This is a genomic window from Pseudorhizobium xiangyangii (assembly GCF_020531965.1).
In the GTDB taxonomy this organism is placed as follows: domain Bacteria; phylum Pseudomonadota; class Alphaproteobacteria; order Rhizobiales; family Rhizobiaceae; genus Neorhizobium; species Neorhizobium xiangyangii.
The window spans coordinates 14,941-30,264 of sequence record NZ_JAJAWH010000015.1; the positions used below are offsets into that span (position 1 = coordinate 14,941).

At 57.2% G+C, this 15,324-nt stretch carries 9 protein-coding genes and 2 pseudogenes; 2 read left to right on the plus strand and 9 right to left on the minus strand.

The window, feature by feature from the left end; all coding sequences use genetic code 11:
* Nucleotides 1-282 precede the first annotated feature (282 nt).
* The 6 genes and pseudogenes from LH464_RS14700 to LH464_RS14725 form a co-directional block, all read right to left on the minus strand.
* Complete coding sequence (locus tag LH464_RS14700) at nt 283-1,212, minus strand: MFS transporter (RefSeq protein ID WP_315859660.1); 930 nt, start codon at nt 1,210-1,212, stop codon at nt 283-285.
* Nucleotides 1,213-1,267: 55 nt separating this feature from the next.
* Nucleotides 1,268-1,666: pseudogene (locus LH464_RS24565) on the minus strand (MFS transporter); the annotation flags it as partial.
* 384 nt (nt 1,667-2,050) lie between these two features.
* Nucleotides 2,051-2,197, minus strand: coding sequence for a hypothetical protein (locus LH464_RS14705; protein ID WP_226787157.1), 147 nt, complete (start codon nt 2,195-2,197; stop codon nt 2,051-2,053).
* Nucleotides 2,198-2,813: 616 nt separating this feature from the next.
* Entirely contained in the window at nt 2,814-3,839 is a 1,026-nt protein-coding gene (locus tag LH464_RS14710) for a patatin-like phospholipase family protein (protein ID WP_226787158.1), read from the minus strand.
* A 491-nt stretch (nt 3,840-4,330) separates the two neighbouring features.
* Entirely contained in the window at nt 4,331-6,859 is a 2,529-nt protein-coding gene (gene treY / locus LH464_RS14720) for a malto-oligosyltrehalose synthase (RefSeq protein ID WP_226787159.1), read from the minus strand.
* Nucleotides 6,860-7,449: 590 nt separating this feature from the next.
* The gene (locus tag LH464_RS14725; RefSeq protein ID WP_226787160.1) at nt 7,450-7,680 is read right to left on the minus strand and encodes a hypothetical protein; all 231 of its coding nucleotides are present in this window, start codon (nt 7,678-7,680) and stop codon (nt 7,450-7,452) included.
* Between the two features lie 1,358 nt (nt 7,681-9,038).
* Here LH464_RS14725 and LH464_RS14730 point away from each other — a divergent pair.
* Together LH464_RS14730 and LH464_RS14735 are read left to right on the plus strand one after the other, a co-directional pair.
* The gene (locus tag LH464_RS14730) at nt 9,039-9,299 is read left to right on the plus strand and encodes a hypothetical protein (RefSeq protein ID WP_226787161.1); all 261 of its coding nucleotides are present in this window, start codon (nt 9,039-9,041) and stop codon (nt 9,297-9,299) included.
* A 401-nt stretch (nt 9,300-9,700) separates the two neighbouring features.
* Nucleotides 9,701-10,496: pseudogene (locus LH464_RS14735) on the plus strand (SDR family NAD(P)-dependent oxidoreductase).
* Nucleotides 10,497-10,798: 302 nt separating this feature from the next.
* On the opposite strand, the gene LH464_RS14740 reads toward LH464_RS14735, so the two are convergent.
* Genes LH464_RS14740 through LH464_RS14750 form a run of 3 tightly spaced genes read right to left on the minus strand, consistent with a single transcriptional unit; the run spans nt 10,799 to nt 15,280 of the window.
* Complete coding sequence (locus LH464_RS14740; protein ID WP_226787162.1) at nt 10,799-12,862, minus strand: family 1 glycosylhydrolase; 2,064 nt, start codon at nt 12,860-12,862, stop codon at nt 10,799-10,801.
* Nucleotides 12,859-14,013, minus strand: coding sequence for a UDP-galactopyranose mutase (gene glf, locus LH464_RS14745; RefSeq protein WP_226787163.1), 1,155 nt, complete (start codon nt 14,011-14,013; stop codon nt 12,859-12,861). The genes LH464_RS14740 and glf overlap by 4 nt, the downstream gene beginning before the upstream one ends.
* On the minus strand, nt 14,006-15,280 hold the full coding sequence (locus LH464_RS14750) for a glycosyltransferase family 1 protein (protein ID WP_226787164.1): 1,275 nt from the start codon (nt 15,278-15,280) through the stop codon (nt 14,006-14,008). Before LH464_RS14750 ends, glf begins: the two co-directional genes overlap by 8 nt.
* Between the last annotated feature and the right edge of the window lie 44 nt (nt 15,281-15,324).

Here is a 15,324-nt window from a genome sequence, read left to right on the forward strand (position 1 = left end):
GCAGTCCCCAACACGGCACTTCCGGGGAGCAAGCTCGATAGTCCCCGCTAATTCATCACGAGTGATGGGTCGGACTCTCAATCTCTTCGGGCTTAATTGTACATCAACTTGCCGTCGAGGAAGACAAACACTCGAGCCAGCATGTCCGAGAAATTTCGCTCCGACGGTTTCGGAAGTGGCGCCGCTTAAGATGCGCCCTAAGAAGCTTTTTGAGGCTGTCAGAGAAGTGCATCCGAAGGCATCTTCATATCTCGCGAGTGTGAACCTATGATGTCTGCGAAATCACACTCCCATCGGGAATGTCCGGTGTTCCTTGCTATCCCTGCGCCGGCGCATCTCTTCAGGAGCATCAAGCCAGTTTGCGCCATGATTCCTTAACAGGAACAGGTAGACGAGCAGTGATGCCCCAATAAGCGTGGTGACGTAGATAACGAACAACAGAACGTGTCCGCTGCTTCTGGCCGCCGCGTAGAATAACGGCGCGGTCCCACCAAAGCACGAATTGGCAATTGCATAACCGACACCGACGCCCAGTGCGCGGATATGAGTCGGGAACATCACCGCTTTGACCACTGCGTTGATGGAGGTGTATCCGGTAAGAATGATGAAACCTAGCGTGAGAATGGCAAAGGACAGGAAGCCATTGGTCACGCCCGGCAGCACGAAGAAGAGTATCCACGTGAATAGCACGCCGCCGACGCCGAAGAAAACCAGCAGGGAACGGCGGCCCACACGGTCCGAGATATAACCGCGGGCGGGTTGTAGCACCATGAGAACGATCAGCGCGGTCAGGGAAATCACAGAGCCCGTGATCGGGCTGCTGTCGGAGAACGTGGCTTTGACGATGTTTGGGCCGTTGATGGAATAGGCATAGAAGGCGACCGTCCCACCCATCGTCACCAGGAAACAGGCCAGCAGCTCCTTCCAGTAACTGCTGAACAATTCGGCCATAGAACCGGAACCGGTCGTCGCGCCTTTCTTGACAGATTGTAGCGCTTCGGGGCTCATGGATTCATCCATTGTGCGTCGCATCCACAAGACGACCAAGGCACCCACGCCGCCAAGCAGGAATGCCAGGCGCCATCCCCATTCGCCGATAGCCTCGTATGACGTTCCCAGCAACAGCATCAGAAACAGTGCCTGCGCGAGAACATGTCCGCCCACCAGCGTAACGTAATGGAAAGACGCAAGGAAACCGCGATGCCGTGGCACGGCCGCTTCGGTGAGATAGGTCGCCGACGTCCCGTATTCCCCAGGTGGCAAAGCCCTGAATCAAGCGACAGGCGATCAGTATCACTGCTGCAAATCCTCCGATAGTGAGCTGCGTCGGAGTGATGGCAATAACGAAAGAACAGATCGACATAATCAAGACCGAGATGGTCAGCGCCGCACGGCGCCCATGGCGATCCGCGAAGCGGCCGAAATACCATGAGCCGACCGGGCGCATTAGGAAGGTCACTGCGAAGATGGCCCAGATATAAATTCCGGCATTTTTGTCGGCCGCACTAAAAAAATGATGTTCAAACGCGGATGCAAAGACGGAATAAACATAAACATCATACCATTCGATCAGGTTGCCGGCCGAGCCTTTGATTGTATTAGAAATCGACCGGCGAAGGTCTGTCGGCATGCGCGGAGCGTCGATAGGTGTGTCTAAGGTTGACATGTCAACTCCTCCCGCGAATTCGGCCTCAGCGCTGCCTGCTGGTTGACGATGATTGGCACCGTGCCTAAAGCAATGAGCGGCCCTGCTGGATATCCGTCGTATGTCGTTTGCATCGGCGGGGCCCCACTCGTTAATGGAGCGACCCTCTGAACATTCGCTCCGGATTCTGCAGAGAACTTGAGGGCAGATGGAAAGTTCCCGGCTACCGGTTGATGGGTGTAACTCGTTGAACAAAGCTTAGATTTTCCCGACGGAAGCCTCGGTCGGGACCCGTCCGCGCGATCGCACCGCTATCGGGTACTCCCGCTGCAAATGCGCACGCTTCAACGAGCCATGCTGGGCCACGTCCCGGCCTTATGGTCCGGGCTTCATACTGGAGCGGCGTCAACTTTTGCCGTTGTTGGGCCGGGCCTTGTCGCCGTCTTTTTCGACTGTCGACGAAGTCTTGGCATCTGGCGCCTGACCCTGCTTGGTCCCGCCCAGGTGACCGCCGCCGCTGGTGTTCTTGGCTTTTGGATCTTTGTCACTCATAGGTCATCCTCCCTGTAAGGGCCGTCAAACCCGGAAGCCGCGCGAGAGTTCCCTTTTGCGAGGCCGCAAGGGGTGCTGCGACCATCTGCACCGGCAGGCAGCTACCTCCGGCTCGACAGCGCCGCGAGGACATTGGCTCCGGCATTTCGCGCCCCGTTGGAGCTCGGAACCCATTTGCTGAGTCACGGTCCGTCAGAGTGCAGCGATATTTCCGGGCGGGAGCACTCTTTCCAGCGTTTGGTTGCTAGGCGATCGGGCTGGAGATGGCATGAGGTGTTCTCGACGCCATCCTTAACGGCCCTTGAGACGAAAAAGCGCTTTTACCTTCACGAGGGTTGGGAGGATGCACTCGGTTCGGGCCCCCCCGAGTGATCCCGCCCCACTTCACTTCAGTACGACATCGCCAGATAAGGTCGGCTCAATCGACAGTTCATAAAAGGGCGCCATGCTTCTGGCCGGTCAATCCACCGGATAGACAGAGGGAGGCGCGTTGCGCTGCCTGCACGGCCACCCGGTTCGGTCCGTCCTGTAGCTGCGGTGGTCGCGATCCGCTCATTCTGGCTTTTCTCCAGCTCCGCACAATCCGAGGGCGACAGCGCTTCAAAGCCGCGCAAGATCAACCATCATATTCCAGCACTCCGGTCACTGACTTGCGCCATAGGTCGAAACGTCCGCGCCGCCGCGTCGGTGGATTCTGGAGGAATTCTGCAATCTTAATCCCGTCGCGGTGTCCCGATTTCCAACGCTGGGCAAGGGAGCTGCGAGAGTAGTCAACTGCCTTTAGCCCTATCTCCTCGTCTCCGCCATAAGCAGCGTGGATCAAAGTCACGGATGGGCCATTTGCGTCCTGAAGCCCATTGCGTACCTCTGAAATCGCGTGTCGAGTTTGGCTTGCGAACAGAAGGTCGGAGGTCCTACCGACTGCTTCCTCCAGCGATCGAGGTACAACCCCCGGACCTTGAAAAAGGTCAAGGCAGATGCAAACTACCTCTTGTTGAGGGGAGCGTGAGAACAGTGCTCGAAGGGGGAGGTTGGCGGAAAGACCTGGATCCCCATAGGTTCGCCCGTTCATTTTCACCAAAGGAAATGCGATGGGGAATGCGGTACTCGCCATGATATGGTCGATCGACAGCTGGACATCAGAGTTTGCAAACGCCACGTCGGACCCGGTCTCAATATCGACAGCGGTCACCTGGAACGGTACTCCGCTCTGGTTGAGAAGTTCAAAGTCAATCAATCGCTTTAGCGTCTCTCGTTGCCGCTCCGTTCTAAACAAGCTGTCATCAGATGCTACGAAGGGCAATGCCGACCAAGGACCGGGGAACGACGGCCGGAACAGTCCCGGCTTTCCCACCAACAGTGACATGATCGATGACCGCATCCGTTCCATATGAGCAAACCCGCCGAGATTGACGGCGGCAGTCGAAGAGTCAGCGGCCACGCGCCAAAATTCTTGTAGGCGCGCCACCCGCTCCTCAGGGCGGTTTCCGAGGATCAAGGCGCCGTTCACTGCGCCAATCGATGCTCCCGCTATACGGGTGAACTGCACACCACTTTCGCTGAGCGCTTCGTATGCGCCAGCTTGATAAGCTCCCAGCGCGTTACCGCCGGATAGGCAGAGCCAGATCTGATCACTCGACATGGGTGGTCCTAACGGTGTTGAGACTGAGCCAAGGGTCCACTGAAGCAGCGGAATCCAAAGACTGAATGGGCAGCACTCGCCATGAGTTCCGAGGAGCCTCTGGCCAAGTAACTTTGTGATAATTTTCCTCGGGACGGCAGGTCAATGACCGGCACACTTCCAATAGCGCAGCGAATTGCTGGCAAGCTGCGGCGCGCGGGGACGCGTGAAAGTAAACCGGGTCCAGGATCACCTCGATACCGGTATAGTGGAACCACCCCACCATGTTGCGACCGCCCCTGGCTGCCGTGTGGACCTTAATAGCGCGGACTCATGGCGAAGAAGCCGAGGGTGTTGTAGCCCCAGAAATTCTTCATGCCCTTGTTGAGGAGGTGCTGATCTTCGCCGTCAGGGCTCGCTCCAAAGCAGGCCCCATGGCGGGACAATAGCGTGAATCTCGAGCTTTGGAACATGTTGCCTTTCGAGGTGGAGCGAATTGTTGATACACCGGTTCAAACGGTTCTTAAGACAGCGTAGTGTCGGCCGGAGGTGGCAAGTTCAACGTCTATCTCGCCGTCAAGATCAATGTCCCGCCCTGTGAACGCGTCAACGAAACGACGGGTTCGAAGGACGTCTGGCAACGTGATCGTCAGCCCTTGCCAATGTTTCAAAACGAGGGGTTCATTGTCGTGGAAGGCAAGGCGCCCAGCTATCACGATAACTGCGTCGGTAGTGTCTGCGCGTGCGTAGGCAATAACAAGTTCGGGTCGTGCACCACTGGCAACAACCGGTATGTAGGCACCCCTCGCGAAGAGCGATGGCTTTTGTTGGCGCAGGTGCAGCAGGGCCGCAGTCATATGCTGTTTTAGACGACCGCTGCGCCATTCGTCTTCTTCGTCAGGCGTCAGCTCGGTCTTGAGCAAATTGTTATTCAGCATGCCAAAGTCCGGTTGTCGGCGATTGTCTGGATCGACGAGGCTAAAATCGAGACCTTCGCTGCCCTGGTAAATATCGGCTACCCCCGGAGCCGTGAGCTTGACGATCGTCTGGGAAATGCCGTTCACGAGGCCGGCACGCACAAAAGGCTGGATTGTGCCAGTGAAATCGGCAAGGAAATCCCGATTGTCCGGTGCGAGCAGATGACGAGCATAGTCCGTTACGGCCGCCTCATAGGCCTCGTTGCTGTCGCCCCAGTCGGTCCTGAGCTTTGCTTCGCGCACTGCCTTCTCGACGTATGAGACGTAGCGCTCCTCGAGCGCCTTCAGACCTTTTGCATCTTCTGGCTGGAGGTCCGCTGGCCAGACGCCGACAAGCGCCTGATACAGCATCCATTCGACCGCCGGCTCTGGGGCCGGGCCATCTTCGAGCGTCGTGACTTGGGCCTTGTTCATCTCCCGCCATCGGTTAACCGCATTGGACCAGAGTTGCGGCGCCTCCGTGATTGCGTAAAGCCGGGCGCGAGCGTCCTCCCCGCGCTTAGTGTCGTGGGTCGAGGTGGTGGAGAGCCCATCCGGCTGGTGTTCGAGACGGGCCTGCATTTCCTTGTGGAAACGCTGAAGAGAAAAAGCACGAGGAAGCGGTTCAGCGCCGACTTCGTTTAAGGCGAGCGCCATGTGCTGGCGGTAAAACAGCGTGTCTTCGACGGACTTCGCCATCAGCGGGCCGGTCAGCTGTTGAAAGCGAATACGGAAGGCGGAGGCGAGGCCAGTGACCGACTGTTCCACATCACCGACCAGGATGCGTTCGAAAAAGGCGAGAGCCTGAGGCGGGGGCGCGTTCGGTCCATGGCGCACCTTGTGCACGACCGAAGCAAGCATCTGCCTGCCTTCAGGTGGAAGGCCGTACCGTGTGCCATAGGTCCGGTAAACGGGGAAGCTGACGAGCAGTTCGCGCAGCGCCCCCTTGAGCTCATCATACGGCCTGCCGGACTCACGATCCTCGGCCTGACCGATCTGTCGCGCGAGCTTCAGCAGCGTCGCGACCTCGCCGGCGAAGTTCCGGTCCGCCATCAGCAACTTGGCGGCGCGCAGCTCTGCTTCCATATCCACGGGCCGGCCGGCGACCATCTCATAGGCGGTGCAAAGTTCATCTAGGTTCTCACCATCCACCAGCGCATCGCTGATCGCGGAGATGAACTCGTAGCCGGTCGTCCCGGAGATCGGCCACCCGGAGGGGATATGCTCCCCTTCACCAAGGATCTTCTCGACGGTAATATAGCAGTCAGGGCCCGCCTGCTGGCGCAGGCGCTCCAAATAGGCTTTCGGATCGGCCAGGCCGTCGACATGATCCACGCGCAGGCCATCTACCGCGCCCGAATGCACAAGTTCAAGAATGAGCCGATGGGTATCATCGAATACCGCGCTGTCTTCGACACGGACGCCCGCAAGGCCGGTGATCTCAAAAAAACGGCGGTAAGAGAGGTCGCTTGCTGCATCCCGCCACGACATCAGCCGATAAGGTTGCTGGTCGTGTAGCTTTGCCAATCCGACCTTGTCTGTCAGGCTCAGGACTTCCGCCTCGCGACCGGCATAGGTCGTCGGTGCCATTGGATAGAAGGTATGGTAATAGGCGAGCGCCGGTTTGCCGCTCTTTGGATCACGCTTCACCGAAATGTCGCCGGCTTGCAGTACCTTTTCAAAGGTGTCACCGAGGAAGGGGAGGGTCAACCTGCGAGACCAATCGATATCGAAATGTCTGGCGTAACGGCTATTGTCGCCGTTCTCGACCACGTCGCGCCACCACGGATTTTCCAGCGAGGCCGCCATGTGGTTCGGTACGATATCAAGGATGAGGCCGAGGCCAGCGGATTTCAGAGCCTGGACCATACGGTCGAAACCTGCGCGACCTCCGATGGACGGCTCAATTTCGTTGGCGTTTGTGACGTCATACCCATGGGTGGAACCGGTGGTGGCGGTAAATATCGGGGAGGCATAGAGATGGCTGATGCCGAGGCGTTTCAAGTACGGCACCAGCTCCGCGGCGCGGTCCAAGGTCATGCCTTCGCGAAACTGGATGCGGTAAGTGGCGGTCGGGACGGTCATGACTTTTCCAAAAGGCGGGCTGCACCCAGGTACAAGGTTCAAAACGGACGCTCAAAACCGCCGGGTGCGCTGGAGGGCGGAGTCTTCCGAAAGGTGTGGTACGAACTCGATTGGGCAGCTGTTGTTCCATTCGATCGAAACAGGCAGGCCGCTTCTGCAATCAAGATCAGTTTTGGAGGCCAACCCGCCGGGCCACTTCTTCCCAGCAACTGTTCGGTTCCTTTCGTAAAACACGCACCTGCCTCCCGCGGCAGGCCTTTCATTTGTTTCCCCTGGTGAATCGGGGATTGACGAAGAGCTAGCGGACGATTCAGGACTTCGCAGTCCTGGTGTCTCCTCCATCACCAGCGAGGACGGCAAGGGCCTTTTCGTTCAAGTCTTCAGATTTTGAGTCATCGCATACGCTGAGGGAGGTCGGAGCGCTCGGCGAAGGGAACACAGGCGTCAGCCAGTTCCTGTTCGACCAGGTCGCGGAGCTTGTATGCTCGAGAATGGATCGTATCGAGATTCATCCTCGACCCGTTGAGCGCGAAAACGACGGTTAAACGAAAACTCAACGGAGTGCCCCGATACTTCTCCAAACAAATACGTTAACGGGAGCGCCGCAAGGTGTCTTCATTTCTTTCTGCAGGATCATGGTGGTCGGGACTCTCGGGCACACGACCTTTGGCGTCAGGAGGCATCTTGTGAGCAGTTCCATCTTCCGAACCGGTGATCACGGTTGGCTTGGCGCTAGCTACGCCGGTAGCCCTTCTGTCGCCGATTGATTTTGCGTATTGCCCTTTGGCATCTTGTTCAATGATATCTTTCTTAATGCCCATATCCGTGTCCTCTTTTCACCGTGTGTTCCTCCGGATTCTGTTTCCACCTGACCTTGGGTGACCATGGAGATCAGTATCCATCAATGCTTTGAACTATCTTGGCCCCATGGCAGGACCGCCGACTCGGGTTCGGCTTGTGCAGTCCGCGGATGTGCATCTTTCGAATTTGATGATGTTCGCTTTATCACGAATGTCCTCAAGGTGTTTGCTAGAACAGCTCCAGCGTTCAGAAGTTCCGTTACTTTTAGACGACATGGGTATCTGCTTAACGGGATCGCCACGTGACCTTTGCGTAGACGCGCTGCGTCATTTTCGCAGGGGCGACGAGCGGGCTCGTTTGGCCACCCCATGGTGACCCCCTGGGCAGCCAATCATATATAATAGGACCTTCTTTAGGGCGAGACACTGCGGGGGGGACTTTGACCACATCCTGATTTTAATCCGCCCAGACAGGAACAAAATCAAAAGGCAGTTGTTGCAGAGGCTTTTCCGAAGGGTGGCAATGATCATCCAAAGACCAAGGTTCAGCGAGGGTGGAACCAGTTGGAGACGGGGGAGTAGCAAACGCCTATGGAGACCTGTCTTGGCGTTTTACTTATTGTTGGAGGCGCGGCTGCTATCGGCGCCGCGTACGGCTTCGCGGTCTATAAGGATTTCTCAAATCGGTCGACGATTGCAATCGCTGTTGCCGGAATTTTTGCTGCGGCAGCATTGATTGTGATATATCTCTTTCCGGGTTGAACTGCCCACAAGCGAGTTCGACAAGAGACGATCGAATCATCAAGTACCCTCGCGATGCTGCGATAAGCGACCTGCTAGCAGGTGTGAGCGTGAATCGACCCTTGGGGAATGTGCCGTAAACGAGACGCATGACCTGGTATCCGCCTCCGCCTCCATCTCCGCCGGGCAAGCATCTTCTTGAAATTTCTGGCAAGCCGCGCAACGGCACACTGGCGTGGCCACTTGCTCTAAAAGACTTCAGTCCCGCGTCGGTGGTGCAGTCTTTCGCGCCATCGTGATCGGATGAGCCTGCTCACAGTTTTTATACCGAGTCAGGCACAACCCGAAAGGACGCTTTGTGGCACAACCTGCGTATCTTGATAGGCCGATAGAAAACGAATGAACATGAAAAAGTTTTGATTGTCGTCTCGAAAATCCGGGTCCACCCTGTGGGCACCAATTGAGAGGTGGCGCCCCGCGTGCGTCCTAGGAACAGATCTGAGCACAAGCTCGTTTTTCGTATGGGCGGAGCGCCAGGACTGTCGGACCCGAGCTATGCCATTCGCGTCCGCAATTCACTTCTGCGCCAACTGGATGGCCACGGCGAGCAGAAAAACTGCCGGAATAAGGAGAACGGGATGTCCGAAGAAGATCCAAAAATTGTCGTCTCGACCCGCTCCTGCACAGTCGTAAGCGGCGACATCAAGGTGGAGGTCCACATCTATCGGTTGGAAGAGTCGAGTGAATGGAGCCTCGAACTCGTCGACGAGGACAGCAATTCAGTGCTGTGGACGGAACCGTTCGAAAGCGACGAAGCTGCATGGGAAGAGTTCGAAGAAGGTGTCAGGGACATAGGCCTGGAGAATCTTCTTAATCCTGAGGAACCGACAGTGCATTGACTACACGCCGAGCTGGAAACGGCCAGCATAGAACATTGCAGTGATGTTCGGGTCTGATGTCATCACACGACTTTATACGTCGCCTTTATTGGCCGTTTGTCCTTGTAACTCCTTATGCCTCGGGCACGGCCGATCAGAGTGAGGCCTTGCTAGCGTGGCGCATTTTTGAATTTTGGTTATCTAGCGCGCAGTTCCGCCCAGCTTTCCCAAAGCGGCCGTCCCAGCGCCTAGGGGCAACAGGAAGGATGTAGGCCGTAGCCATCTAAATACTGGACTGGCGGACGTTGGTCGTTCGCCCCCGGGAACATCCGGTCCGAGAAGCGGTTAGTCGATGAGATAACTGATGTCGGGCGAGACCACCCTCGGCCCGGTCCAATCTGGCTGACAGCCGAGGAGGCAATGTGACAGTTAGCTCATCCCACAGTGGTATCGCGGTGATCACAGGGGCCTCTACAGGGATCGGCTTCGAGCTAGCAAGGTGTGCAGCTGAAGCAGGCTACGATCTCATCATCGCGGCTGATGAACCCAAAATAGGATGCTGCTGCTCAGCTCCGAGTAGCAGGGGTTTCGGTCGACACCGTCCAGACCGACCTTTCGACAATTGAAGGAGTAAACCGGCTGCTGGAGTACATCCAGTCAACCGGTTGGCCGGTTGATTTACTGATGGCCAACGCGGGCTGCGGATTGGGTCACGGCTTTCTTGACCAAGATTTTGAGCGTGTCCAACATGTCGTCGATACGAACATTACCGGCACGATTTATCTCGTTCACGAAATCGGCAATCTGATGCGAGGGCGCGGGGAGGGGCGCATTCTCTTGACTGGCTCCATCGCGGGTTTCATGCCGGGTACCTTCCAGGCGGTGTACAACGGCACGAAGGCTTTCATCAACAGTTTCTCTTTCGCGCTTAGAAACGAACTGAAAGACACCGGGATAACTGTCACCTGTTTGATGCCTGGTGCTACAGAGACCGAGTTCTTTCGCAGGGCCGACATGCTTGATACCGCTGTCGGGGCACAAAAAAAGGATGACCCGGCGGACGTAGCTGAAGCCGGTTTTAAGGCGATGCTGAACGGTGAGGGAGACATTGTCAGCGGTTGGAAAAACAAGCTTCAAGCTGCTGTCGCAAACGTAACACCAGCAGGGATGCTGGCCGAGCAGCACCGTAAGATGTCAGAGCCTGGCTCGTCGGATTGACTGCGCCAATGCAGCTTTTATCTCGACCTCTAACCAGGATCGCTCGCGTATCCATTCCGCTTGCAATTAAATCCCCCGATGCCGCATGTGCAGTCCTGTCGGTGGCGGGAAGAGTCAACTCGAGGCACCGCTAGCAGTGGTTGAAACGCCGCTGAACACTCCCTGTAGCGGCATACGGGTATACTATGATTGCCGGCTTGCATTGAGCGTCGCCCGCTTCTCCTGTTCCAGCGGGCGGGAAAAGCTCTCCGAACTCGCGTTCCGGTGCTCATTCTGCTTACGCGCGCGAACTTTTCAACCGGCTATGGGTGATGCTCCAGTTCTTGGAAGTACCGTCCGGCTGCATTCAGTAGGCTCGGCATAAGGCTGAAATCATTCGTCAGGAGAGAGCCGCGATTGCTATCTGTTTCTGATGTATCGGCCTGACCTCTTTCGCGAACATCTGGCTTTCCCGTGAGCATTCGGCCGAACTCGAGCCATGAGATGTCTCCGCTATTGGCGAGCCACCATTCACCGGCCGCTCCATCTATCAGAAGATCCAGGCCCGCATGAAAGAGGTCCGGAAGATAGGCTCCGACTGCTTTCGTATGTGCGCAAAGCTGAACCCGCCGCCCCTGCCGCAGCTCCCGCAATAGGATTGAGATATCAGTGTGGTTGCACCCGGCGCCAAAAGCGGATGGGCATCGGATCGTGAGGGCCAAGTCGGAGAACCTCGAGGAGTATGGCTCCCCTCGGTTCGGTGCGGCCCAGGGAGATGACTTATCGGAGGTCCCCGGTGGCAGTTGAAATGCGAGGGAGCGTAAGTTGTGCGCCTTCATGGCCTGGCCTAGCAGGAAACTTAGGCGCTCGTCTGAGCCCGTGGAAAGGCGGACAAAAGCCCAAGCGCCCATCTCGTCCAAAAGATCCCGAATATCAGCGATGTTCGTGAGCCGCGTATCGGATTGGCGCAGGACTGAATATGCAAGTCCGCGATGTTGAAGGATACCTTGCAGCGCCATCCCACCGGCGCCACTCGCCACGACGAGCAGCCGCCGACCCCGGGAGACGCTTGCCATTGTCGAGGCGTGCTGGTGGTAAAATCGGTCTGGCCGTCGCCACCAGCCTGGTATGTCGAGTACCGGGTGGTCGAAATGACCATCACGGACAATAGCCTTTGCGGCCGCACCGAGCGCGGTGGGGCGTGGCCTTGTCCCTCTGACGTCGAAGGGGCCAGGCTCATATGCAGAAGATTTCTCCTGTAGGAGGCTGTTCCAGTCGACTGCGCCGAACATGGACCAGATCGTCACCGCCTTGATGTCGCATCCCTCAATCCGGACACGACGCGCCCCCTCCCAGACCTCGGAGAGCCAGCGCAACTGCTCCTCACGCGTACATCCGTGGTGGGCTTCCGTAATAGCGATTGTGGTCCTGTAACGGTGCCACACTTCCTTCAGCCGTGCCTGGAGGCCGATTTCGTCCGGTGGAAGGCGCATGCGCACGGCCTCCAGATCCACATAGGCATGGCGGCCGTTGCTTCCAATTTGTGCCTCCGGTGGCCACAATCGTTCGTCATGTTCAAGGAACCGCTCACTGGTCAGATAATGGTTGATTCCTATGATCTGAGGCGGGCAGGACATTTCCGCCAGCTCGTCAAGCTCGTGCGGCGTAATCCCGTGATCGAGGAAGGTCCGGTACCAGGCATGGCCGGGGACGATACGGCCAAACAGTGCGTCGAATGTCAGCCAGCGCCGTTCGTTTTCATAGTCAGCTTGATACTTCAGCTTGGGACCGCTGAATGTCTTGCCAAAGTCCTCGGTCTGAACGAGCTGCGCATCCGGCAGCCTGCCCCGGATTGCCCGCATTGCCGACGTGATAGCCTTGCTCTGATTTATGAACGCGCGGACAAAGGCCCGTACGTCCTTCATGTGCGGGTACCAGAAGCCATAAAGGGCTGAAAAGCGAGCGGTCGTGAGTGGCTCGTTGACGGGTGTAAAGTGCTGCAGATGGGGATATCTTTCAGCAACCCTTCTGGCGTGGCGAGCGAAGAGATCGGGGAAAGCAGGGTCCAGCAGATCCGTGTAGCGCGGACCGCTTCCGTGATGAAGAAGTCCGACGATCGGTTCGATACCGAGTTCCCTCAGGCGCGCAAGCTGTCGATCATGCCAGCTAAAGTCAGCCTCTTCGGGATCGTCCGGAGATACGGTTTCCCACAGGATCGGGTAGCGGATGGTCCTAATCCCCAAGCTTGCGATTGCATCGAGATCGCCTACCCGGGCGTCGTGGCCGGTCTCGCGAATCTGGTCCCTGTACTCATCTCCCAGTCGGGCAATGGTACACTCCACGCCTCCCCAAAGCTCCAGCGGCCCTTTGTCTTGATCAGGGGTCACGAGTTCGCCCGTCCGGGACGAGGGAAGGGGGCCTTGATCTGCGCGTTGGCGAAACTGGGCAGAGCGGCGTCGATCCGCCGGAATGTTGCCAATGCCTGACCCACAACCTGGTCCATGTTATAATAGCGGTACGTGGCAAGGCGCCCTACGAACCAAACGTCGGGTTCCTGCCTTGCCAGGTTCTCGTACTGCTTGTAGCGCGCCTCGTTTTCCGGTCGTGGAACAGGGTAGTAGGGGTCTCCGTCGTCTGAAGGGTACTCGTAGGTGAGACTCGTTTTGGCGTGGCTCTGGCCGGTAAGGTGCTTGTACTCGGTGATCCGGGTGTAGTCGTGCTCCATCGGATAGTTGACCACAGCAACGGCCTGGTGCCACTCCTTTTCAAGCGTGACGTGATGGAATTTGAGCGAGCGATAGGGGAGTTTGCCGAAGCGGTGCCCAAAAAACCCATCAATTGGCCCTGTAAATATCATCCGACGGAAACGGATCTCGTCGCGGATATCCTCGAAATCCGTCTTGAGCATGACCTTGATGTTTGGATGGTTGAGCATATTCTCAAACATCCTCGTGTACCCATGTTCAGGCATGAATTGGAGTAAGTCCCCAAAGTAGCGGTCGTCCCTGTTAGTGCGAGTCGGAACCCGCGCTGTAACCGATTTATCGAGCTGGGCCGGATCCACGCCCCACTGCTTGCGGGTATAACCCTTGAAGAACTTCTCATACAGCTCCCGCCCGACCTGACTGACCACGACATCTTCCGACGTCACTACAGGGTCAATTTTTTCGGCCCTCTCCCGAAACCACATGGCAAGCTCTTCGCTCGTCAGATCAAGGCCGTAGAGCTGGTTAATTGTATCGAGGTTGATCGGGACTGGGACCAACTTTCGATCCACCTCGGCAAGGACCCTATGCTCGTAGGGCCGCCAACTGGTAAACCTGGACAGGTAGTCGAAGATCTGTGCCGAGTTGGTATGGAAGATGTGCGGGCCGTATCGGTGAACCAAGATCCCATCGGTATTGTAATGATCGAACGCGTTCCCGGCGATGTGCGGCCGTCGATCAATGATCAGCACCCTATCATTTCTCTCCCGAGCGAGACGTTCAGCAAGTACACTGCCTGCAAATCCCGCACCAACGATGAGCCAATCAAACATGGCTTACGGCCTCGTCCCAAGCGCTCACCGTCCTACCAGCCTGCGGCTGTGATTTCAGCATTATGCGGTGCATGCTCGCCCATGTTAGGTCCCAAGACATGCCGGCAAGATGCTGGTCGACCCTCGTCAGCCAGGGAAGAGTCGGCCGGGCGAGCAGTGCGGTACCTAAGTTGACGAGATCCTCCGGGCTGTGGGCGATCTCGACAAGACCGAGTTCCCCGTAGGGACGGATAACATCTGCTATTGCCGTAGACACAAGGGGAATGCCTGCGGCCAGAAACTCCGGGGTTTTGGTGGGACTGATGAAGCGGGTCGCTTCGTTCAAGGCAAATGGCATGAAGCCGAGGTCCCATCCAGCAAGATAGGCGGGCAGCTGCGCGTAGGTTTTCGGCCCGAGCCAGTGGATGTTGGGGCGCTGAGGCAGGGAGGACGGGTCAATTTTGACTACCGGCCCGATCATCACAAACTGCCATTGGGGTCTTATTGCCGCCGCCTTGGCAAGGAAATCCAGATCCATGCGCTCGTCTATGACACCGAAGAACCCGACCCGCGGGCCAGAGATGCTCGCCTGATCGTGAGGCTCGCGCTGGCTCGCCTCCCGCGACGTTCCAAAATGCGAGGCATCGATGCTGCTGGGACAGGCGTGAACGTTCGGGTGGCGCTTCTTCTTGCTTTCATATAGGCTCTGGCCACCTGTGAACACGACATCAACTTTTCGAAAAAGTTCGCGCTCCATGGCGATCAGCCGGGGCGGCGCACCGGAGAATGCTGACAGCTCATCCATATTGTCATAGACCCGAAGACAAGCTGCTAAATGACGACTGAACGGAAGTGCCATCGGCGTGTAGTACCACAGCACAAGATCCGCGCGGCCGATACCGCCTACTACCGTGTCGACGAGACTTCGCAGTGCCCGGGTGATCTGAGGTCCATTCATAGCCTTCGGAAGCATTGGAACAAGGACAGTGATACCTTCATTGCTCCGCGTCCTCTGGACGAACGGTTGAATTCCCTCAGCGAAGACGGGTTCCTCGAAGAAGAACACCTCATGATCCTCCGCTGCGCGGGATAAAAGATGTTGAGGACGCTGATAGACGAAATTCCAACGGAGATGGGAGAAGCAGAGGATCGGCGAAGACGCGATGGCGGCGGTTTTACGGAAAGTGGCCATATTGGCTCCCAATATCCGGGGCATTTTAAGGGCGCCGGTGTGAGCTGAACGGTCGCTCAGCTGCCATCTAACTACGGAGGATCCCGGCGGTTCCACGCCTCACGCCTCTTCCTGATGCCCAGCGTGCCGCATCTGGCCGA